Source organism: Brevibacillus halotolerans (assembly GCF_026891775.1).
Lineage (GTDB): Bacteria > Bacillota > Bacilli > Brevibacillales > Brevibacillaceae > Brevibacillus_B > Brevibacillus_B halotolerans.
This window is the reverse complement of record NZ_JAPTNK010000027.1, coordinates 26,607-49,419: the sequence shown is the minus strand read 5'-3', so window position 1 is coordinate 49,419 and position 22,813 is coordinate 26,607. Positions and strand designations below refer to the sequence as shown.

22 protein-coding genes and 3 pseudogenes are annotated in these 22,813 nt (G+C 40.9%); 19 read left to right on the top strand and 6 right to left on the bottom strand.

Annotated elements, in window-relative coordinates:
• The first annotated feature begins 1,250 nt into the window (after window positions 1-1,250).
• The 13 genes and pseudogenes from O0550_RS22775 to O0550_RS22715 all read left to right on the top strand — a co-directional run bounded on the left by O0550_RS22775 (window position 1,251) and on the right by O0550_RS22715 (window position 13,866).
• Window positions 1,251-1,703, top strand: coding sequence for a nucleoside deaminase (locus tag O0550_RS22775; protein WP_181748568.1), 453 nt, complete (start codon window positions 1,251-1,253; stop codon window positions 1,701-1,703).
• Between the two features lie 606 nt (window positions 1,704-2,309).
• On the top strand, window positions 2,310-3,791 hold the full coding sequence (locus O0550_RS22770; protein WP_258427287.1) for a HAMP domain-containing sensor histidine kinase: 1,482 nt from the start codon (window positions 2,310-2,312) through the stop codon (window positions 3,789-3,791).
• Window positions 3,788-4,483: a response regulator transcription factor gene (locus tag O0550_RS22765; protein ID WP_003337477.1), complete on the top strand. Its 696-nt coding sequence runs from the start codon at window positions 3,788-3,790 to the stop codon at window positions 4,481-4,483. The genes O0550_RS22770 and O0550_RS22765 overlap by 4 nt, the downstream gene beginning before the upstream one ends.
• 132 nt (window positions 4,484-4,615) lie before the next feature.
• Entirely contained in the window at window positions 4,616-6,097 is a 1,482-nt protein-coding gene (locus tag O0550_RS22760) for an S-layer homology domain-containing protein (protein ID WP_258427286.1), read from the top strand.
• A gap of 110 nt (window positions 6,098-6,207) precedes the next feature.
• Window positions 6,208-6,867 carry an ankyrin repeat domain-containing protein gene (locus tag O0550_RS22755; protein ID WP_174888166.1) on the top strand — a complete coding sequence of 220 codons (660 nt, stop codon included), beginning with the start codon at window positions 6,208-6,210 and terminating at the stop codon, window positions 6,865-6,867.
• 266 nt (window positions 6,868-7,133) lie between these two features.
• Window positions 7,134-7,361 (top strand): annotated as a pseudogene (locus O0550_RS22750) (helix-turn-helix domain-containing protein); the annotation flags it as partial.
• Entirely contained in the window at window positions 7,286-7,618 is a 333-nt protein-coding gene (locus tag O0550_RS22745; protein ID WP_258427289.1) for a hypothetical protein, read from the top strand. The pseudogene O0550_RS22750 and the gene O0550_RS22745, both read left to right, overlap by 76 nt.
• A 1-nt stretch (window position 7,619) precedes the next feature.
• On the top strand, window positions 7,620-7,832 hold the full coding sequence (locus O0550_RS22740) for a hypothetical protein (protein ID WP_003337490.1): 213 nt from the start codon (window positions 7,620-7,622) through the stop codon (window positions 7,830-7,832).
• 12 nt (window positions 7,833-7,844) lie between these two features.
• On the top strand, window positions 7,845-8,528 hold the full coding sequence (locus O0550_RS22735; protein WP_003339244.1) for a response regulator transcription factor: 684 nt from the start codon (window positions 7,845-7,847) through the stop codon (window positions 8,526-8,528).
• Window positions 8,529-9,530, top strand: a complete 1,002-nt coding sequence (locus O0550_RS22730) for a sensor histidine kinase (RefSeq protein ID WP_003339245.1) — start codon at window positions 8,529-8,531, stop codon at window positions 9,528-9,530.
• A gap of 101 nt (window positions 9,531-9,631) precedes the next feature.
• Window positions 9,632-10,570, top strand: a complete 939-nt coding sequence (locus tag O0550_RS22725) for a VanZ family protein (RefSeq protein WP_035317990.1) — start codon at window positions 9,632-9,634, stop codon at window positions 10,568-10,570.
• A gap of 24 nt (window positions 10,571-10,594) precedes the next feature.
• Window positions 10,595-11,278, top strand: a complete 684-nt coding sequence (locus O0550_RS22720) for an ABC transporter ATP-binding protein (protein WP_003339250.1) — start codon at window positions 10,595-10,597, stop codon at window positions 11,276-11,278.
• Entirely contained in the window at window positions 11,275-13,866 is a 2,592-nt protein-coding gene (locus O0550_RS22715; RefSeq protein WP_258427285.1) for an ABC transporter permease, read from the top strand. Before O0550_RS22720 ends, O0550_RS22715 begins: the two co-directional genes overlap by 4 nt.
• Window positions 13,867-13,920: 54 nt before the next feature.
• Here the strand turns inward: O0550_RS22715 and O0550_RS24785 are convergent.
• Window positions 13,921-14,013: pseudogene (locus tag O0550_RS24785) on the bottom strand (DUF4062 domain-containing protein); the annotation flags it as partial.
• A 317-nt stretch (window positions 14,014-14,330) separates the two neighbouring features.
• Between O0550_RS24785 and O0550_RS22705 the strand changes: the two are divergent.
• Complete coding sequence (locus O0550_RS22705; RefSeq protein WP_258427283.1) at window positions 14,331-15,083, top strand: hypothetical protein; 753 nt, start codon at window positions 14,331-14,333, stop codon at window positions 15,081-15,083.
• Window positions 15,084-15,592: 509 nt separating this feature from the next.
• Here O0550_RS22705 and O0550_RS22700 read toward each other — a convergent pair.
• Both O0550_RS22700 and O0550_RS22695 read right to left on the bottom strand, forming a co-directional pair.
• Window positions 15,593-16,585, bottom strand: coding sequence for a DMT family transporter (locus O0550_RS22700; protein WP_035317992.1), 993 nt, complete (start codon window positions 16,583-16,585; stop codon window positions 15,593-15,595).
• The gene (locus tag O0550_RS22695) at window positions 16,572-17,231 is read right to left on the bottom strand and encodes a GntR family transcriptional regulator (protein ID WP_003339254.1); all 660 of its coding nucleotides are present in this window, start codon (window positions 17,229-17,231) and stop codon (window positions 16,572-16,574) included. The genes O0550_RS22700 and O0550_RS22695 overlap by 14 nt, the downstream gene beginning before the upstream one ends.
• A gap of 27 nt (window positions 17,232-17,258) precedes the next feature.
• On the opposite strand from O0550_RS22695, the gene O0550_RS22690 reads away from it, so the two are divergent.
• Window positions 17,259-17,516: an SOS response-associated peptidase family protein gene (locus O0550_RS22690; RefSeq protein WP_081476680.1), complete on the top strand. Its 258-nt coding sequence runs from the start codon at window positions 17,259-17,261 to the stop codon at window positions 17,514-17,516.
• Between the two features lie 239 nt (window positions 17,517-17,755).
• On the opposite strand, the gene O0550_RS22685 is transcribed toward O0550_RS22690, so the two are convergent.
• Window positions 17,756-18,535, bottom strand: a complete 780-nt coding sequence (locus tag O0550_RS22685; protein WP_101669459.1) for an alpha/beta fold hydrolase — start codon at window positions 18,533-18,535, stop codon at window positions 17,756-17,758.
• Between the two features lie 741 nt (window positions 18,536-19,276).
• Between O0550_RS22685 and O0550_RS22680 the strand changes: the two genes are divergently transcribed.
• The 3 genes from O0550_RS22680 to O0550_RS22670 all read left to right on the top strand — a co-directional run bounded on the left by O0550_RS22680 (window position 19,277) and on the right by O0550_RS22670 (window position 20,798).
• Window positions 19,277-20,116, top strand: a complete 840-nt coding sequence (locus O0550_RS22680) for a DUF2325 domain-containing protein (RefSeq protein WP_258427280.1) — start codon at window positions 19,277-19,279, stop codon at window positions 20,114-20,116.
• A gap of 70 nt (window positions 20,117-20,186) precedes the next feature.
• A complete protein-coding gene (locus O0550_RS22675; RefSeq protein ID WP_003339258.1) occupies window positions 20,187-20,441 on the top strand; it encodes a DUF2325 domain-containing protein in 255 nt (84 codons plus the stop codon).
• Window positions 20,442-20,549: 108 nt separating this feature from the next.
• On the top strand, window positions 20,550-20,798 hold the full coding sequence (locus O0550_RS22670) for a hypothetical protein (RefSeq protein ID WP_096885612.1): 249 nt from the start codon (window positions 20,550-20,552) through the stop codon (window positions 20,796-20,798).
• 523 nt (window positions 20,799-21,321) lie between these two features.
• On the opposite strand, the gene O0550_RS22665 is transcribed toward O0550_RS22670, so the two are convergent.
• Window positions 21,322-21,651, bottom strand: coding sequence for a hypothetical protein (locus O0550_RS22665; protein WP_258427288.1), 330 nt, complete (start codon window positions 21,649-21,651; stop codon window positions 21,322-21,324).
• A gap of 30 nt (window positions 21,652-21,681) precedes the next feature.
• Here O0550_RS22665 and O0550_RS22660 point away from each other — a divergent pair.
• Window positions 21,682-21,853, top strand: a pseudogene (locus O0550_RS22660) (transposase); the annotation flags it as partial.
• Between the two features lie 211 nt (window positions 21,854-22,064).
• Here O0550_RS22660 and O0550_RS22655 read toward each other — a convergent pair.
• Window positions 22,065-22,670, bottom strand: coding sequence for a prolyl hydroxylase family protein (locus O0550_RS22655; protein ID WP_003339262.1), 606 nt, complete (start codon window positions 22,668-22,670; stop codon window positions 22,065-22,067).
• Between the last annotated feature and the right edge of the window lie 143 nt (window positions 22,671-22,813).

Here is a 22,813-nt window from a genome sequence, read left to right as displayed (position 1 = left end):
TGGTATAACCGAACCCGAATACATGGTAGTCTAGGCTACAAAACACCTCAAGAAGTAGAAGACTTGCAAAGAAAAGCATCCTAGTACTTAACTTAATTGTGTCCAAGATATTGACTCAAATCCAATTCTAACCAACCAACATGTTATTAACTATTTGATAATTTGTTTACCCCTTTGAATTTTAATATTGCTGAGACTACATATAGGAAACAACATAAAGCAACCAGATACCAGTACTTGAAAACATATAGTAGATGCTTAATGGTAGTGACCAGACGAATGAAATAATGATTATTGGTGGAGAAACGAATGACGATACTAATCGAAAAATAGCAGGAAATAGTATAAAGAACAAAAATACTAAGAATAGCCCTTTAATTGTTTCATCACGAATTATTGCTACATACCATAAATAAATGCTCATTACTGAAGCAATAAAACCACATAAAAAACCGAAAAATAAATAAGGATTTCTTTTCATATTACTCACCTCTTATATAGTTCTAAGTATAGGTTTACCAAACAGATATACGTATATTCTAAATTTGGAAAATATTGAAATTTATTAATTTAGATTATATAATCGATTCTGTCCATATAAATAGTTTGAAAAGGAGGGTATTTTAACAAAAACAACTCAAAGATTACCAATAAAGGTTATGCTAATTATAATAATGATGATTTTGGTCTTAAGAACTGGAGAACGCATGTAAATCATGAACTTAAGATGACAGCCTTGCCTTTTAGTGACGATGATGGAGGATTTGATTATTCATGGGATTATGATGCTAGTGGAGATTCTAGTGTATTGGTAAGCTTCACTTTAACCACTAGCATGGCTTGATATCTAAAATTATTTCCAATGAATTATTCATTATTTTCAATATAGTTAATTTTATCTATTGCCATTCCTATTATAAATGAGTTACATAAATACCCCTACCATTAATTTAATTAACGGCAGGGGTATTTGTATCCTTGTTTCTATAGGTACCATGTTCTATGTAAAAAAGGTACAGAATAACAGGAAGTAAAATTGACAATTGTCGTATTAAGTAATTATGAGGATTTTGAAACTTACAAGTATGCTTATAAAATGGCAGAAATCCTTCTAGGAAAAAGCTTGAAAGAGTAAAGGGTAAAGAATAGATAGCATTGAATGAATTTGCTTTTTTCAGCAGGTTGATTGTGTTGTTTCTCTTGTACACTTTATTCGCTAGAGTAAACAAATGAGATGGAGGTATAAAACAATGGATTTTTTGAAATTGGCTGCTGAAGCGGCGATCGAAGGTATGGATAATCAAGCGGGAGGGCCGTTTGGCGCAACCATTGTTAGAGGAGATGAAGTTATTGCCGCTGTAGCCAACACAATGATGTGGGATACGGATCCTACTGCACATGCGGAAATGGTAGCAATCAGAGAAGCTTGCAAAAAATTAAGCACAATGGATTTGTCTGATTGCGTAATTTATGCAACATGCGAGCCATGCCCGATGTGTTTAGGGGCAATCATTTGGTCTGGCATAAAAAAAGTGTACTATTGCAACACCGCAGAAGACGCGGATAAGCACGGTTTTTCCGATATACATCTTCGTAAATATTTGACAGAAGAGGATAAGAGCATTCTGAACATGGTCAAGGTCGAGAAAAGAGAAGATTGCGATTATTTATTTGAGCATTTCCACAACCTGAACAAAAAATAGTTCATGTGGAGAAACAGATCCCGACCGTCCCTCTATTGTCAAACCCCAAGAAGCTGAACCTTTGTAAAATGGAAGCGACGAGTAGGAGGATGAGCTTTATATGCTACTGGACCGCCTTGTGACCATCCCATAATGCAAGGAGGAGTATGTGTTGACAGTGTCTAAGGAGGCATCCGCTGGCTAACCGGACCTGCATTGCTTTGGATGAACGGAGAGACCTTCCCATAGTCCTGTATCCCGAAGATTTTCTGGGGCGTGATATCGTTGAAGAGATTGTCTGTCAATGTGGATGTAAGCTCCATTCCGTTCTTGAAACCAGCTCAGTTACTTCTTCGATTATGAATCTGATGTAAGCCAATATTGGTGCAACCGGACAGCCACATCCGTTAATACGGCAAATTTGTGATCCGGTTTTACACACGATACGCATCAAGGATGGCGCGCTCATCCGCAGCTTGTCAATTATTTACCACTCCGACCGTTATCTGAGCCGAGCAGCCAAAGCATTTATTGAACAAATACAAGAGAGTACTTTCAAAGCTAGTCCAGGAGTTATAGTCAAAAAACGATGGTATTTTCTATTCCCCTATTCGAACGAGGTGAGCTATGTCCATTAGAGTCAAACTATTGCTGTCTTATACAGGTATGCTTATCATTAGTCTTTCGGTCTTTTTCTTGACTGCCAGTCTGGTCACGATCGCAGCGACAGGTGACATTAACAGTATTCGGGATCTCTATAAAGTCCATTACCAGCTTAATCCGCTAACTGAACAAGAGGAATCGATCTTTCTCGAATTAAAATATCTCGCCAAAAACGAACCAGATCAATTGCAAAATGAAGAGCTTTTGCTGGACTACGATTTCAAGCTTAAAACCGTGAGGGCAGGTCTCTTTGTCCGCCGGGAAAACCATCAGGTATTTGCGTCGCGTACCTTTAATCAGCCTGCATTGGAGGAGAATCTCCCTTCCTATGATCTGGACAACAATCAGATTCGCAATACCTTTAACATTGGCGAAAGATTTTATGCCTACGCTAAATACGACTTCCGCTTTTCGGATAGCGCCAAAGGCGGCGTCTTCGTTATACGCGAGCGAAGCCCTTTTGGTGAAGTGATACGCAGGCTGTTACCCATCCTCATTCTGATTCTCATCGGCGTCGTCGTGGTTGCGAATATGTTGTTATACCGCTGGATTACCAGAAGCGTCGTCAAACCCCTTGATTTACTTCGGACCTCAGCTGATCACATCAAAGAGGGTAATCTCCAATTTTCACTTGATCTGCGCTCAAAGGACGAAATCGGTCAATTGAACGCGGCGTTTGAAAATATGCGAAAGAGACTGCTTGAATCGGTTCAGCTTCGATTGAAAGACGAGGAGAATCGGAAAGAATTAATCTCCAACATCTCCCATGATTTGCGTACGCCTATTACTAATATAAAAGGCTATATCGAAGGAATTCGAGATGGGGTCGCAGATACTCCTGAGAAAATGAACAAGTACGTGAACATCATTTATTCCAAAGCCGTTGATCTGGATAAACTCGTAGACGAACTATTTCTATACTCCAAGCTTGATTTAAAGCAAGTATCGTTCTTCTTTGAGCATGTAGATATTGTTGGTTTTTTGGATGAGTGTATTGATGAACTGTATTATGAATTGGAGGAAAAAGGAATCCTGCTTGAGTGGGGGAATCGTCCAGATCATAGTATTCAAGTAATTGCCGATGTAGAGAAATTAAAACGTATAGTACTTAATATTATTAGCAATGCTCAGAATTTTATGGACAAAGAACAAAAAATGATTCGCGTCTCCGTACAAGTTACCCCAGTATGGGTCACCATTGAAATATGGGATAACGGGAAGGGCATCCCACTTGAAGCCATACCCCATGTTTTCGAACGATTTTATCGTGCAGAGCAATCCCGCAATTCTTCAACAGGCGGTAGCGGACTGGGGCTTGCCATTGCAAATCAAATCATAGAAGGACACGGAGGCTCCATCTGGGTAAGTAGCGAGCTAGGCATCGGCACGAGCTTGTTCTTTACCCTGAAACGAATAACGAACGAAGGAGGTATACCTAACCTATGACGACACGAATCCTCATCATTGAAGATGAAACTACGATCGCTGAGCTGCAGCGGGATTATTTTGAACTAAATGGATTTCTCGTTGATTTATGTTATTCAGGCAATGAGGGTTTACTGCTTGCACTTCAGGGGAATTACAATCTTATTATTGTGGACTTGCAGCTTCCTGTGATGAACGGCTTTGAATTATGCAATCAAATCAGACAAAGCAAGGAAGTGCCGATTCTGATTGTCTCTGCGAAAAAAGAAGAGATTGATAAAATTCGGGCCTTTAATCTTGGCGCCGACGATTACATTACCAAACCATTCAGCCCTAGTGAGCTAGTGGCGAGAGCCAGGGCTCATCTAGCGAGATATGAACGGCTATTGGGCAAACAGGAGACCGATCATAAGTCCAAAATTCATATTCGCGGTCTGGTCATTGATAAAGCTGCCCACAGAGTCTACGTACGAAATCAAGAAGTAATATTTACCACCCGTGAATTTAACCTGCTTGAGTTTTTTGCAAGCCATCCCAATCGTGTCTTTAGCAAAAATGAGTTATTTGAACGAATATGGGGCATGGATTCCAGTGGGGATATTGCAACCGTTACCGTACATGTTCGCAAGTTGAGGGAAAAGATAGAAGTCGATCCTTCCAACCCGCAGTATATCGAAACGGTCTGGGGTGCCGGATACCGATTTTCCGTGTGATCGTTTTTATAATTTGTTAAGAAAGATTTTAGAATCGGTTTATCCCGAGTTTCTTCGGGGTTTATATCCCTCCTTTATCATACAGTTATGACGAACTACTACCATGCCTAATATTTGAAGGAGGAGTTACCGATGATTAAATATTCTAATAAACTGGCTGTCATGATGCTGATATCGGCCCTGGGAACGGCATCCATTCCATTTACCGCTCTGCATGTAGAAGCTGCATCAACGAGTCTCTCATCACAGGAAATTCAACAAGCAGTCAATAATCTCGCTGAACTTCGCGTGATGCACGGCTACGAAAAAGGCTCCATACGGATTGAGAACCAGATCACTCGCGCCGAACTGGCGAAAATGGTCGTCCTCACGTTTGGTCTCCAAGGGAAAGGGGGCAATTTACCTAGTTTCACGGATGTAAATCAGGATGATTTGTACTACAAGTATGCCGCTGAACTGGTAGCACAAGAAATCATGCAGGCGGAAGAAGGACGCTTTAATCCACATGGAACTGTGACACATGCGGAGTTAGTACAAATCGTGTCCAAAGCGTTGAAACGTGATATGAAATCCGTGAATTATTGGATGGAACGTTTTTATGGAGCCGATAACAATGCCACTCACGGCGAGACAGCGTACTTGCTGAATATCGCTCGTCAGGCGATTCCTTCGGCAAATGCGAAAATTACGAGCGTTCGTCCGTTGAATACCATTACCTTGATTGTGACTTTTGACGCTCCTTTGACAGCCGAGAATGAAGTCTTTGCCAAGACAAAAGAAGACTTTGTATTTAACGATGGATTGACCTTGAATAATATGCCGCGGTTAAAAACGGGTTCGATTGCTACGTATATCGTACCAACAACCGTACAAAAACCAGGCACAACGTATACCCTGACCTACAGAGGCAAAAAAGTGAGTACATTTACAGGAAACGCAACGAAACTTGACATGACGGAAGCTAGACAGGTTTCGAACGATACTTTCGAATTGGAAGCTCTCAAGGCTAACGGAGTTGTAGACTACGGATATGTTATCAGCGCATACAGCGGTGGCCGCGGAGCGAATGCATTCGTCCTGGATGAGGACAACAGAGCGGATGGAAGAACCTATCAGATCATCTCCTCTGGTCAAGGTAGAGAAGTCATGATTACACCGGAAGGCGGTCAACCGATCGTAGCTAAATACGTCCCGTTCACCCAATCAACGGATGGTAAGCAAGAACCAAAATTCCGTTTGCCGGAAGGTCAGGTGCTGACACCCGGAGTTAAGTATACCGTTACCTCGAATTGGACGGAAATCGCCAATCCGACATTCGTAGCCGAGGATATCCCACCGCTAAAAATTGTCAAAGCGGGGGCAATCAGTGAAACATCTATAGCCGTTACTTTGGCGGAGGACCCGGGAGATGAGCTATTTTCCGGCCGCAGTGTGGAATTGACCGATGGAGAGGGTAATAAACTGACCGGTACTTATAAATATTCCAGTCGCAAGGGTGCAGTGGGCGTGTTCGATCTTGTGCAGGACAGCAAACTGACTAAAGGAGTAGCTTATACCGTTACCCCCGTTGGCGACTGGGCTGGCCAGTCCAAGGTTGAGCTGACGGTCAAATAACAAATCTGTAGATGAAGCTTTAGAAATCAAAGGAAAGGTGTGGGTTCGCTGTGCTACGTGGAATTAGTCTTTTGATCTTGGCTATCACTCTTTCGGGGAGCGAGATAAATATGGACTCTTTGTTATCAAGCGGAAAGCGGCAAACAACCCAAGTGGTGAACGAAGAAATGGACAAGTTGAATCGCGCTCTGTTGAAAGCTGCAAATCAGGGAGACAAAGAAGCCATTTCGAAACTTCTGACGGATGGTGCTGATATTGACGCTACGGATGAAAGAGGCCGAACCTCTGTTATGATTGCCGTACACACGAACCAATTAGAGCTGTTTACGTTTCTAGTCGAGAAGGGGGCTAATATCAACATCAGGGACAATCAACTTGACAATCCTTTACTCTATGCAGGAGCGGAAGGTAAGTTGGATTTTTTGAAAGCAGCCATTGTATCAGGTGCTGACACGACGATTACCAACCGTTATGGAGGTACCGCCCTTATTCCAGCGGCTGATCGCGGGCATGTTGAGATTGTTCGAGAGCTGCTCACGAACTCCAATGTAGATGTGAATCACGTCAACAATCTGGGCTGGACCGCTCTGCTGGAAGCCATTATTCTTGGAGATGGCGGCAAAAATCATCAGGAGATCGTAAATCTGCTGATTGAGCACGGAGCCGATGTGAATCTGGCTGACAGAAGTGGAGTAACACCTTTGCAGCATGCCAAAAAACACGGCTATCAGGAAATGGTTGACGTTTTGACGAGCGCTGGTGGAAAATAATCACTCAAAAAGGATAGAGCCCTGATGATTTCAGTGTGGTTCTATCCTTTTTTTAGCATCGCCGATCTTGAATCCAAAAACGAATCTTGTTTGCAGGTGATTCTTGATGAAAAGTAATGTCTAATAATCTTTTTTTGTTTTCTTTGGAGATATCATTGTGTAGGGCATAGCCCAATGAGTAAGTGGGGGATAAATGTCGGTAGGCGTTAGCTTACTCCGTTGGTATAATCATAGGTTAGTAATACTAAAAAGCTGAGGTGAGAACAGTGATTGTAAACAAGGTGTATAAGTTTCGTATCTATCCGAATAAAGAACAAGAAATTTTAATCGTTAAAACAATCGGTTGTTCTCGCTTTGTTTTCAATCATTTTTTTGCGCAATGAAACAGCACATACAAGAGAACGGGTAAAGGATTAACATGCAATACGTGCTATGCCGAGCTGACTCAATTGAAAAAAGAATTCGTATGGCTAAAAAAAGTGGACAGCATTTCCACAATTGGAACAAGCAGCGTGTGAAGGTGGATGCAATTTTGTTTTTTAATTTCCCTACTGCTGCACCTCCTACGGCTGAAAGAAGAACTTTGGTTACTTTAAGGGATGCACTTCAAAACCCTATATGGAGCCGCTGGGCGGTCTTTCAGTATTCCGATTGTGGGAAAGTGGCTGGTATTAACGGTAATGTGGACATGAACTATATGGAAAAAGACTTTTGGACTGGAATTTTGAAGGTGGGAAACAACTGTGGATAGAATGTTAGCAAATGAACTCATTTTGGTATTGAAAACACAATGGAAGGTTAGTGACGCAATGGGGATGAAGGAGCAAGCGAAATACCTTGGGGAGCTTACCGATCGGGGAAGGGTTGCAAGTGGGCAGGAGCCACAGAATAAAACGGTGAAACCTGTTGAGAAAATCTGTTATAATATCGAAACTAAGATGAGGAGTGAATTTACTCTAACGTAAGGATGATCTGCATTGAAAATTTTATTAGTCGAGGATGATAAGACGATCGCGTCGGGACTGGAATATTCGCTTCAGCAGGATGGTTATTCAACCGTTCTCTGTCATGATGTTGCTTCAGCCAAAAAGGTGCTCGCCGAAGACATCGATCAGTTCGCTTTATGCCTGTTCGATTTACAACTTCCGGATGGAAGCGGTTATGAATTGTGCAAGATGGTGAAAGAGCGACGAGACATTCCGGTCATCTTCTTAACGGTGATCGACGATGAGGTTAACGTCGTGATGGGGCTCGACATGGGAGCCGACGATTACATTACCAAACCTTTTCGAGTTCGTGAGCTTCTCTCCCGGATCAAGTCCGTCTTGCGGAGATACCAGAAGCGGTCCCATGCTAGAGCGATCATCGACATCGACAATGTTCGAATCAATACGCTAGAAGGCAAAGTGCATAAAAACGGCGCCGAAATTCCGCTGACCGCCTTAGAATATCGCTTATTGCTGATCTTCGGCAACCACGTTGGACAGGTCCTCACAAGGAATCAGCTCTTAGAGCAAATCTGGGACGTGGCCGGCGAATTCGTGAACGACAATACATTAACGGTGTATATCAAAAGGCTGAGGGAAAAGTTGGAGGATGATCCAGGACATCCGACTTTGATCAAAACGGTACGCGGTTTAGGCTATAAGGTTGGTGATTAGATGCTGCGGAATCGGGAATTTCAAATGTTATTGCTCGTCATGGGCTCGATCAGCATAACGGCGACCACCGTTGCTGCTTTCTTTTCGTCCGTCGCAGCGATATTCGTTTTCATTGTATCCATGCTGCTTATTGGTACGAGTTTGTTATTCACGAGATGGAGATATCGCGAGCTAGCGAAGCTGTCCGACTATTTGAGGGAAATAAGCAACGGTAATGATTCCCTCGACGTTCGCGATAACCAAGAAGGCGAGCTAAGTATTTTAAAGAATGATATTTACAAAGTGACGCTCATGCTATCGGAACACCGGTCGCTATTGCAGCGCGACAAAATTCAACTGACGGATGCCATATCTGATATTTCGCATCAGCTCAAAACACCGCTCACCTCCATGACGGTGATGGCGGATTTGTTAAGTGCCCCTGACCTGCCTCCGGCTAAAAGAACGGAATTCACCCATCATATTCGCATCCAGCTTGAACGCATCGACTGGCTTGTTTCTTCTTTATTAAAGCTATCGAAAATGGACGCGAAGACCATCCAATTCAAAAAAGATCGAATCCCCATGAAAAACCTGATCCAAAAGGCATTAGAGCCGGTTATGATTCCGATGGATATTAAGGGACAGACGTTTTCCATCGCGGGCGATGACAACGTCTCTTTTGTCGGAGATTTCAATTGGACTGCTGAGGCGGTCATCAATATTTTGAGGAACGGCGTGGAGCATACGCCTGAGGGCGGAGCGATCGACATCGCATTTTCCGAAAACGCGCTATTTACGGAAATCGTCATTGCTGACAACGGAAAAGGCATTCCGAAAGAAGATTTGCCTTATATTTTCAAACGTTTTTACAAAGGAAAGAACGCTAGCGAGGGGAGCATTGGTATAGGGCTTGCGATGGCTCACAGCATCATTGCCAGCCAGAACGGCGTGATCGATGTGACGAGCGACAGCAAGAATGGTACGCAGTTTCGGATTAAATTTTATAAGCACGTGATTTAACGGCACTCCGTAAGTGACTGAATTGTCACCTCCATTGTCACTGGAAAGTCATTTTAGACAGATAAAATGATATTCATCAGATGAACGATGGAGGTAAGACAATGCATTTGAAGCAACAGCGTAAGATTATTTTTGCAATTACTATATTCTATACCCTTTTGATTCTTTATTTTTTGTTTTTCGCTTTCGGCAGAGTAGGTAAGGTAGATCAAATCACCAAGTACACCTTTATTTTTTTACCGGACAGTTTTTTTAGGCTGCCAGGTCTATACGATCTTCTACATCCTACGCTGATGGATTTAATAGATTTCGGGAACATCGCAGCCTTCATCCCTTTTGGCATATTGATTCCGTTGTTATATCGAACCAACTTTGTACGCTTGATGACTTTGTTCATCCTGTCCATTCTCGTGCTGGAGACTATTCAGGCACTAACATTCCTCGGCAGCTTTGACATTAACGACGTCATACCGAACTCATTGGGTGCGGCAGTCGGATTCGGGGCGTACAAACTTGGCTTTCGTACAAAAAACAACTGGAGAAATATTGCCACTACGGGTATTTTCAGTGTTGTCTTGATGCTTGGGGTGTGGGGGGTCTTCGGGATGCTTGACCAAGTGTTCACCAAAGAAATGGGCCCCTTTGTGGCGATAAACGAATTGAAGGATAGTACCGGGAATCCATCAACGGGAACCAAACAGTCCAGTCTTAAGATTGGCGGTCAAGACGTGGAACCCAAATATAATGTGTATAGCATCGAAGGTAAAAACAAGGAAACGTACACGTATACGTTAGGCAATAAGAAGGAGTTGTATCTTTTCTTGAATTATGGAATTCCCGATCAAAAGGATTTCCAGGGCAGCATCAAGCTTACCGTTGATGGACATGAGTTCCTGTCCGTATCTGCAGAAGATCAACGCCATGAACCGGATACGAGCTTAATTTTTCTCCCACAAGCAAATGAGCTTACGATAACCATTGAGGGGAATGAAACCCTATGGGATGTTGGATTTAAAGAGATGGTATATACCTGGAATTGAGCATTTAGGGAAGGAGGTATGGACATGGAAATTTTAAAAATCGAGCATCTGTCTAAAGAATACGGCACAGGCGAATCGGCGGTGAAGGCGCTTGACGATGTTTCTTTTTCGGTCCAAAAGGGCGAATTCGTGGCGATTATCGGCCCGTCCGGCTCGGGGAAATCGACGCTACTTCATATGCTGGGCGGTGTGGATCGGCCGACTGGCGGTAAAGTTTATGTTCAGGATACGGACATGTATGCCTTGAACGAGACGCAGCTGGCCATCTTCAGGCGCAGGCAAATCGGCCTGATCTACCAGTTTTTCAATCTGATTCCCGTCCTGACGGTAGAAGAGAATATTACGTTGCCGCTCTTGCTAGATAAACAAAAGGTAGATCAAAAGCAGTTGAATGGTCTTGTGAATACGTTGAATTTGCAGCATCGATTAAACCACCTGCCGAATCAGCTATCCGGCGGACAGCAGCAACGGGTCTCGATCGGCAGAGCACTCATCGGCAATCCTGCCATTATGCTGGCTGACGAACCGACCGGGAATCTGGACAGCAAGAATAGCAGCGAGATCATCGACTTATTAAAAATGCTGAATAAGACCTATCATCAGACGCTGATCGTTATCACGCACGACGAACGGATCGCCTTGCAAGCCGACAGGATCATTTCGATTGAAGACGGGAGGATTGCTAAAGACGAGGTGATCCGACGATGAATATTGTCAACACATTAACCATCCGGCATCTGAAGCAGAACAAGAGAAGAACGCTCGTAACCATCATCGGCGTCATCATTTCGGTTGCCATGGTGACCGCTGTCGCTACGCTTGTTTTTTCTTTTTCGGATTTAATGATCAGGCAAGCCATCGCAGATACAGGGGAGTGGCATGTCCAATATCAAGATGTAACCAAGGAACAGCTTGCGGCGATACAGGGCGATGACGCAACCAAAACCGTTGCGATCTCAAGAGACCTTGGCTATGCCCCATTAGAAGGGGGGCAAAATCCCAATAAACCGTATTTGTTCATCAAGGAATATGATGCGCAGGGTTTCGCGCAATTTCCGATTGACCTAAGCAAGGGGCGTCTTCCGCATACGGACAAGGAAGTCGTTATCTCCGAGCCCATTGCAACGAACGCCAAAGTGAAGTACGAAATCGGCGATCGTCTAACCCTTCGTGTCGGCGAACGATTCGAACAAGGGGGCGATCATCCCTTGGATCAGACCGAACCGCTGCGTAGGGAAGACGGCACATTGACCGAGACGTTGCAGCATATCAAGACAAGGGATTATACGGTGGTTGGCTTCATCAAGCGTCCCGTATGGGAAACGGCTTGGGCCCCGGGCTATACGATCATTAGCTATGTCGATGACAATATCATCGGGGCAAACGATCGAGTCGATGCGGCGGTGGTCTTGCAGAAAGTCAATCCGTCCTTGTTCGCTCATGCAGAGGATTTGGCTAAGCAAAACCAAATTGAAACGGTCCAATATAATAACGGATTGCTACGTTATTACGGCTTGTCCAAAAGCGAAGCCTCGTACAGCATGATGTTCTCCTTATCGGCCATTATTATGGGGGTTATTCTGATTGGCTCGGTTTCGCTCATCTATAACGCTTTTGCGATATCCGTCTCGGAACGTTTCCGCCATTTAGGGATGCTCGCGAGCGTGGGGGCTACGAAAAGGCAGAAGCGAAATTCAGTGCTTTTTGAAGGTATCGTCATTGGCTTGATCAGCATTCCCATTGGCATCCTATGCGGTATTGCCGGGATCGGGATCACTTTTTGGTTCATGAACGCGATGATTGAAGGGGCATTATGGACCAGTGAAAAGCTGAGGCTCATCGTCACGCCGTTATCACTCTTGATTGCTTGTCTTGTTTCGATGCTGACGATTTTCGTTTCGACGTATCTCCCGGCGATCAAAGCATCCAAGGTATCTGCTATGGACGCGATTCGACAAACTGCCGACGTAAAGCTTACGGCAAAAGCAGTGAAAACGTCGAAGTTCATTCGCAAGTTCTTCGGGATCGAAGCGGAAATCGGGCTGAAAAACTTAAAAAGGAACAAACGGAGATATCATGCCATCGTATTTTCGCTTGTCATCAGCATCGTTTTGTTTTTGACGGTATCATTTTTTACGGCCGGCATGACACAATCCCTGGAACTGTCACGGGAAGGCGTCAATTACGATATTGAAGTGTCGTACAGCAATGGAAAAAGAATAGATGAAGGGTTGATGCGATCGATTGTATCCCTGGATGGCGTCACTGAATACAACGTGATTCAAGAGTTATATGGGAACGCTTGGGTCGATGCAGCGATTATCGCCGATGAATTGCAAGAGAAGGTTAAGAAGGATAAGAGTATGCTGCAAGACGGGAAATACCCTTACGATATTAAAGTTCATGCATTGAACGATTCGAGTCTGCAAGCCTATGCCAAAGAGGTTGGCGTAGATTACGAACAGCTTACGGATCCGGATCATCCCGCCGCGATCGTGATGGATACGATTCATTACAAAGATATGGGCACGGGGAAATATGTTCAGACGAAGGCCATTTATACGAATGTCGGTCAAAGTATCGAGCTAACGAACTTCTATAAAGAGAATAGGGAAGAAACGAAGGCAAACAAAGTGATCGTTGCCGCATTGACGGATCAAGCCCCTATGGGGATGAACCCGACAGGCGTAGGCGGGTTAAATATGATCGTGTCGGAACGTGTCATGAATCGACTGGCAGACGACGAGGATCTAGTTAACGTTTCGACGTACCTCCACTTGAAAAGTACGGAACCGATGAGAACGCAGCAGGAAATTGAAGAGATGCATGAGACCAATCTGAATGTCTACAATGTATATCAATCCAGAAAAAGCGAAGAACAACAGATTCTATTGATGTCCGTCTTTTCTTACGGTTTTATAGTATTAATCTCTGCGATTTCCATTGCGAACATTTTTAATACGATCTCGACGGGGGTGTCTCTTCGTAAACGAGAATTTGCGATGCTGAAATCCGTAGGCTTGACTCCAAAAGGCTTTGCGAAAATGATGAACTATGAAAGTATTTTTTATGGGGTCAAATCGCTGTTGTTCGGGCTTCCCATTAGTTTCGTCGTGATGTATCTGACCTATAGAGCATTTTCGAACAAATTCAGCTACGGGTTCACCCTCCCTTGGATGAGCATTCTGTCTGTCATTGTCGCCGTATTTGTCATTGTCAGTTCCGCGATTGTTTATTCCGGCGCGAAAGTAAAAAAGGAAAATATTATTGATGCATTAAAGCAAGAGAATATATGATAGCCATCGGCCCTGACTTGGTTGAAGTCAGGGCTGGTTGTGCCAGCCCCTCTTTCATTTCTTTTTCTCCAACTCCGCCTTTAATCTTGCATTCTCTTCCAACAGCTTTTGAACATCCGGGACATCTTTGCCGGAAACCCAGCCATACCAAATTGTCCTTGAAAAATTGCTCGATTCCAGCAGGAATATGGCCGGCTTGAAGTACGGCTTCAACAGAGGTATGTCTATCAGAATCATATGAATTTCTTTATAAAAAAACACTCCTTTCATATGCCTCTCACTTATAGTGGAGTTTGGTAGAAACATTTCCATAAAAAACTGATCAAGCAATGAGAACTAAAGCCTTTTAAAAAATAATTTTCATATATTACGATTCCCCCTTACTACAATGGGTAGGGTATGTTGTGTATTCTGGCAACAGCGGGGTTTTTCTTTCTCCAGTATCTAGATGAAGATCTTTATTTTTGAGTGGTGAACGTAAAGCCGATAATATTCGTCAGTGCATAATATTCGAAATTCTATTTTTTTTGTTCCTTGCAATCTATTACACTTGGAACTATACAGCATATAATATTATGATTATACTTGCTAGTTGTATGCTGGTTTACTATGGAATCAAATTTTATAGATCGTGCTATCATATTATATTCTGTGTATTCTTATCAGTGATTATGGCTATTTTATGGACGGTATTTGGCTATACTAGACTATTTAAGGATTATGGGCTATTAACAAGTGTAATCTTTGGATTGATTGGGCTTTTTTTTCATCTAATTGGTTTGATAAGGCATGATCTTTACACGAATGAAGGGGTTAAGAATAAAAAAGAACGGAAAGAAAGAATAAACGAGGTAATCGATATAATTGAAGATGCAATTCAAGACCTTCAAGAAGATATTGAGCGTTATGAAACGGTAGTTAAAAAACTTGAGCAATTAGAAGCTAATGAAAGGAAAGAAGTAGAGTCTAATTTTTTACAATCATTGGTTGAAAACTGCGATATCGAAGACGCGAGGGATTTATTAGAAGATTTTAAGATAGACTTAGAAGATTATATGAGTAAATTATCTAATTCCAAAAGAAAGTCCTTAGAAGAAAAATACAGTGTTCTTGATGATATTATTGAGGCATTAGATGTCTACGAAGATGATAGGATTCAAGAATATATTGATCGATTAGAATATTGCATTCAAGAATTAGAATATACAACTAATTGACCGTTATAAGCGGTCTTTTTTTGTATTTTTGATATTATAAAATTCAGAATTCATTGTATAAGTAGGAAGTAAGAATATATGAAACAACTTAATTTATTAAAAAAGATGGACAGGCTATCTAACATGCGTCATCATTGAGTCAGATAGCTCAAGGAAAGAATTGTTTTGCTTCTTTAACAAAAAATCGCTGGAATTTGCTTTAAGTTTTTGAATCATGGTTGCTACGACTTGTCTGGTAATCGGAGTCGTACGGTCATACCTAGTTTACCCGCTAGTACTATAATCATAAAAGAATAAAGGCAAGGCATGAGCCCGGTACAATACCGGGCCCATGCCCAAGAAAGCTGCCTAATGAAATAACTTGTCTAACTTTTGGGTGTCACTTCAAGGGCATCGGCTGTTGTTTATATTCTTTTACTTAATCAATCATTTTTTGACATGAAACTTATAGAACTACAAGTTTCAAAAAGTAATAAAATTACCTATAAATATACATTTTAAAGAATTATTTAGGCACTAATATTTTGGTTATGTGCCACTTCACCCTTATGGGAAACATAACTATGTGCTATCATTCCTAACATTATTACAAACATACCGCACCAAGATAAAATAGAAGGAAATGAAGAATGTAATAAAACTAATTCTCCGATAACAGCAAACAGTACCTCCATGGATTGTGTCGCTTCCACAGTAGCTAATTTTTGCATATCTCCTTTAACTATATCAGTTGCTTTAAAAAATAAAATAGTTGCAATTACACCTGAACAAATAGCAACTAAGATAGATTGCATAGCTTGTTCTTTACTAGGTACTCCTGTTGTAAAAAGACCATACAAGGATAGTAAAAACCAGAATGGTAAGCTAGCTAATGTCATTCCAAGTACACGTTGATAAGCATCCAAACGATCTCCACAAACCTCCATCATCTTACGATTACCGAGCGGGTAAGCAAAAGAAGCCACAATAACAGGGATAATACCTAACAAAATATCTTTTACGTCAAGCGATTTTGCTTGTTCCATTTGCATAAGGAAAATACCAAGAAGAATAATCAATGACATTCCCATACCCTTCATTGGGATTTTTCCTCTTTTCTTAAGAATTCCATCTGGTGTTTGAATGGCTTGAATAAAAAGAGGAGCTAACAAAGATCCTGATATAATAGTAATTTGCCATGTCCCAGCAATTATCCATCCTGGTGCATGTGCAGCGGCAAAGCATAATGGAGCATAAAATAGACCAAAACCTACGAAACTCCATAAAAACCATGCTCTTAAATCCTCTCTCATAACTTGTAATAATACTTTTAATTTTTTCCTACTCATAACAAGAAGTAAAAGGAATGGAAGCATGAAAATAAACCTTAATGAGGCACTCCATATCCAGCTACCACCTGATAATTCCATTGCTCGATTCAATATAAATGTGAAAGCAAAAAAGAAAGCAGCACATATACCTAAAATAATAGGGCGCAAATTTCTCACCTCAATCTGTCTCATAAGTCAGCAATTTCCCCAGACTTAACCAGTTTTGTTCTACAAGATGTGCTGTTGTTTCTTTATCTTTATTTTTGCACGCTTCTATAATTTGCTGATGTTGTTCTACTGATTTTAAACCATTTATAGAAGTGAACTGAGAAATTTCGAGGCGTTGAATCTTAAATATACTTCGTTCTAACGCACGAATGATTTCAGGATTTCCCGCCACATCTAAAAAAACATTGTGGAATAACTCATCAGCTTCAATTGCTTTTATAATATCTTTTTTCTCAATAGATAGTAGTAAGGCTTTATTACTGAACTCTAATTCTTGAATATCTGCCTCTTTGAGTAATGGTACTGCTAAACGAGCAGCTAATGAATGTAAAGCTGCTACTACAGTAAATGCGTGTTTCGCCTCCTCAAGATTTAATGGTGCAACACGAGTAACTGAACCAGGAATAGATTCAACAAGTCCTTCATCTTCAAGACGTTTTAAAGCTTCTCTAACCGGAGTACGGCTAATTCCGAATTCTTCTGCTAACTCTTGGTCATTTAAGCGTTGCTCCGGTTGCATCTCTAATGTAACGATTGCTTTTTTCAGAGTTAGATATACTTCATCTCTAAATGACATACGTTTAATGGGTTTAATAATATCTTTTTTCATAAAACCAATATATCGGATATTGGTTTTATGTTCAACTGTAATTTTTCAATGAAATACATTCAATTAACAAGTTCTAAAAACAGACGTTTATGGAACATACATGATCGGATGCCTGTAATCCATAAGCGAGAAGACGAAGCATTGTGGTTAGATAGAGAGGTGCAAGAAGGGAATTGTTGGAATCTTTATTATTGCCGTAATGATGAAAGGCAAATGAAAGTATATTCTGTTTCGAAAATGGTTGGTAATGTTAGATATGATATTTATCAAGACCTAACTTTATAGAATCGATTAAAATAAGCTGCTTGACATATTGTACATAACTAATATGTTAAGTAGCTTATTTTCTTAAATAGGGATATGTAAGTAGAATACATTCTTTTGTGTTTTACAGAATATTACATTTGACTTATAATCGTGTAATGAGAACAAAGAAGAGGGAGCTATATTAATTAGCTACGGAAATTGGTACCGGCATATCGGCTTATATTTATGGGGAGAGATGGTGCGGCTAATCAGAGGCGTTATGCAAAAGAAGATAATAGTTGGTTGAATCTATCACGCTCCTCCAAAAAAGGGCAATGGCCGCTGTATTGGAATGGAACTAATCGCGAATTTTTAATCAACTTATTTGTTTCCTGAGCTTGGGTAAACGGAACGACTTTATCATGAATTCCATGAATAATTAATGTGGGCACATCGATCTGTCCAAGATCGTTGTAAACATTCTCGTCTCTTAGCGTGACCATAATGGCGGAAGTCGACCAATTCGCAGCTTGTAAACCCATTAGAAAGAACCATTCGGATTTCGGTTCAGAAATGTACTGAAAGAAAAAAATCCCCGTTTGGTTTTGCAGCATTTTCGGACGGTCATTGTTTGTTTCTTCGATGATTTTATTCGTAAATTCTTTTGGAACGCTTGATGGAGACGCAGCGTCGATCAGGACGAGTTTAGATACCCCGTACCCTTTGTAACGAGCCATATAACGAATCGAGATCGCGCCTCCGGTAGAGTGTCCTGCCAGTGTTATGTTTTTTAGCTGTAACGCTTCGATGACCATACGAAGATCATCTGCTAATCTGTCAAAACCGTAACCGTCGAATGGTTTATCCGAATTGCCGTATCCTCTCCAGTCCATTCCGATACAACGATATCCGAGCTTAGGAAGGAAATTGAACTGATATTCGAACTGGTTATGGTTTAGCGGCCATCCATGAATAAAAAGTATCGTTTTATTTCCCTTCGGATTGATGTCCTCTATAAATACTTTTACGCCCGGTTCCACAGTAACGAAGTATCCCAAGTGTATCACCTCAATTTTAAAAAATGTACTTCCCCATTAAGATATTCGCCCTAGGTAAGGTGAATGCCTAATTTCTGCGTCAAATTGGGTTTAGATAGTGCGTAGAGATTTCTGAGGAATAGCTTGAGTGAAACAATTTCTTCAGATCATTGAGCTAACGGGACACGAGAGCACAATGACAGCAGGCTGCCAGCATTTTCTCAGGCAGTCTGTTCAACTAAAGGGCAGGTTTGTTTGGAAAGGAAATTTTATCCGTGGCGAATGAAATGGTATACACCACTGTAATAGCCGAACTCTTGAAAGCAATACCTGCACTCAAGCTACTCTACGATGATAATTCGGATTTGTGGCTCGATGAATATCTGCCCTACTTGGATGAATCAAGGTATTTGAGGTTTTGTTTTGTCTGATTAATGTTTCTATTATAATAGAGATAAATAGTATCATACGAAACTATCTATCCTCTATTTATTATAGTCTATTTAAATGATATTCCTGATTGTATAGCTAAGATTTAACCTTGAGAAAGACATAGTGTATGTGGAAGTAAATTGCTATGGAATAAAAGAGTAGCCAATTACAGAAGAGAGAATAGAAGTAGTCATTAAAATGACTTTATTATTAGTTAACACCAGGAGATAATGTGGGTCAAAGGAGAGATGAGTGTGGGGAATTTTAAGTTGTATATAGACATACATAGATGCTATCATTATTGTATAAATATGGAAAAGGGGAGAGGACGTGCTAAGGCTAGATGAGGTCCTTCAAAGAATCAAAGATGATATGATTAAGACATTAGAAGATACAATGCCAGAACATTTATCTAAAAATAAAGATTTATTTGATTCCTATTTTGAAGTATTAAAATCAGTAGAACAATTAATCGAAACAAAAAAGAAAAACATGTCTAATTGGAGTAATCATTTAGATGAAGGTGGAGAAAAGAGATCGATTTCTACAGATGCGGAAATACTAATCACTAATAAACCAGACAAATTAGGGGATGTGAAACAAGAGGATACTATTAATTCTTCTGAATCATCTTTATTCGAAAATATTGATAATCAGATAGAAACAATTGAAAAGCCAATGTATCTCTTTGAACGAAAAATTTTAGGAGGATATCTTCCAAAAATTGATGCAATTGTTCCAGAGGGAATCGTAAGAAGATTGGGGCTTGAACACCACGATTATGTTTATGCGACTGAGGTGGCCTCTTTTCATCATTTTAAAAAATATCATTATGAACTTGCTAAAAAAGCAGATATTGTAATTCCAATCGATCGGGTTGAATATAAATATTGTCCGATTGAATCGGATGGATCACTTTTGGTTGTTCGAAAAAGCTTAGAAACCGATTTAGATATACGAATCGATGGGGTTCCACAATCTATTCGCATACCTGATTTTGAAATATCGAGAATTAAACCACCTCTAAGCGAAGGGGATATTATTGATATTGCATTTCCTGATGAAAAGCCAGAATTGTGTAGAATAACATATATCCATCGAGTTGAGCATTTAGAAATAGACCAGAAGAGTAACAAATTTCAAAAAAAAAAAGGACATTCAATTTACTAAAGATCTAAAATCAGTTGAATTAAATTTAGAAGGAAAGCACGTACTTATTGTTGGGAACGATCCTAATAAGGTGCACTATAAAGAAAAAATTGAATCGAGAGGGGGCATTTTTTTATCGGTTGATGATAAAGATTCAATAGCATCCATTGAAGCTTGTGTCAAAAAAGCCGATGTTGTTATCTTGCTTTTGGCTAGGTTAGGACATATCCTAATGAAACAAGTAAAAAAACTTTGTAAAGAGTGGAATGTTCCTTTCGAAACAACATTTAACATCGGTGCAGATAAAATTACTCAGATCGTGTCCGAAGCCCTTATTAGTAAATGAGGGATTTAAATTCTATATTTGGGTCCCACCACATCGCCTCAACTTAAAATAATTTAGTACCCCTAAAACGAAAAATACGCTATTCTTTCCGTAGATTCATAGGAGAGGATGGCGTTTTTTATAGAAATCTTAGACGAGCTACAGCTTTTTTCTCAAGAACTCCAGCGTTGCTTAGTGCCTGAAGCTCTTGAAGAGCTTGCCAGAGAAGCTGGTTTTACAAACGGAAAAGTAAAGTATCAGTCTCAGAAGTTAGTTACACGAACGGTTGTTATATTCCGTGAGATGAGAAAAATGAAGATACCCTTAAAGCATGCTAAAAGTTCTTTGTGGCTATTATCAGGATGGTTTATTGGTTAGTTTATAGAAGCAACTGGCATCTTTATACCGATCTATCCAGAAACGAACCCTAGAAACCCCATAGCTGATCAGTTTAATTCCATTTTATGTGAATAATGTGACGGTATAGAGCAGCAACTCTGTGACTCCCCTTTTAACATACGATGTTTTTCTTGAAGAAAAGAAATCGTCTTCTGTACAACAAGATAACCGTTTGTGGTTATTTGTTAATGATAAATTGATTGGTATAGTATCGTATTATTGGGAGCGTCAGGCTTCGAATTGGTTAGAAGCTTTATTGGAACGGTGGATATGGATCTCTATCACGTAAAGAAGGCAAGACGCCCAGAGAGATCTTTGAAGCCCAAGGGTTCAAAGATCTCTCTGAGAATGAAGCGTGTGGAGCAAAGTGCGGACCGTTGGAAGAAGACTTATGAGAGGGAAGGAATTATTGGCCTCACGGATTCCCGAAAAGAAACAGTAGGAAGGCCGCTTAAACGAGAGATGTCACACGAAGAGATCATCGCTGAGCAAGATCCACGAATCAAGCTTCTGGAGTCCCAGCTTGAACTGCTAAAATAAGCAGATACGAAAGAAAGGTGGATGGTAGCCAAACCCCTTCGACCAAAAGCTCTCTGATTAATTCTCCAGCCTCTGCATCAAGTCGAGCCCTCTCTTTGCGGGCATCTGCGGCTTTTAAATAGTTGTAATAGCCTGAACGTGAGACGTTAAGCAATTCACATTGGTAACGCGTCATACGCTTAAATTGGCGGCGTTCAGTGGCTTTTCTGTAGCTGCGTCTGCAAGGGTGTGTGTGGAATCCATGAGCAACGTCTTGGATTTGATAAGACCTTTTCGATGCATTGACGAACAACGGCTTTGAGTACCTGAGTCGACATGGCAAAGACGCCGCTCGATCATTGAACATAAGAATGCCGAAATGAAAGGTTTTCGGAATGGACCGGGCTAGATACCACGGTCTTATTCGAATGCGAATACAGTCAGTGCTAACAGCGTTTGTAGTGAATGCCAAACGAATGACAAAGCTAATAAGTAAAATGCAGCCCGTGTCCTAACCGGATACGCGCTGCATTTTTAATGTACACCTATGAGGCCCCCTTCACCGAAGAGCCCTTCTCAAAATACAAGGCTTTTGCAGTACTCTCCACAGACTAAACACCTTTTTTCTAAGTGTCTAGTCTATGGAACTAGTTTAAAGCGACCGTCTTTTCTTGATTTTAACATAACGCAGAAGACTCTCACTTCTAGATTTAATGTAAGAAAGGTTTATACTTGATATTGTGGTCGCTCACAAAACCAAAGTGTACCAATCCACTTTTCACCACTCTGTAAAATTTTTGATCCATGTAACGATCGTAGGTCAGGAATGGATGTATCTGGTTGGCAGTTTTCAAAAACTAATAACGTTCCAGTTGTAGGAGAAACTTCGATTTTTAAATTCGGAAAATATGTTTCTCCTCCAGACACAACATCATTCAAATAAAGGATCGCAGTATATAACCGTTGACCTGAATGCTCGAGAAATGTTTTGTTTGCTTCTTGCGAATCATAACAATCCAAATGAGCCTCAAATTTCCCGCCTGCTCCATAATGAGCAACTTGTAATTTTTCCGCGTAGTGAATTGGTTGCTCAACAATTTCTGCGATTTGCTTACATATGCTTTGTACAACTTCATTGTAATTATGGCAAAACCAAGCCAATTCTGAAATCCTTACATGAGAAACTTCTAACCCGGATTGACCGACCACGGTTGCCGGTGTTAACTGGCCACGTGCTAAATTAATCAAGGATTGACAAGCTTCTGAAGAGATCAACGAAGGATAGCACCCGATAAACGGTTGTTGATTCAGTAGCTGTGTAGGTTCTTGCATAGAAATTCATCTCCCAACATGTAAATTTAGTTAAGTTAATTTATGTATAGGACTTTTTTTGGTGATATTTCGCTCCTCCACGCATACATATTTTTCACCCTTATATATCACTTCACTAGCGTGTTTTGCAGAATTTCGCAAGA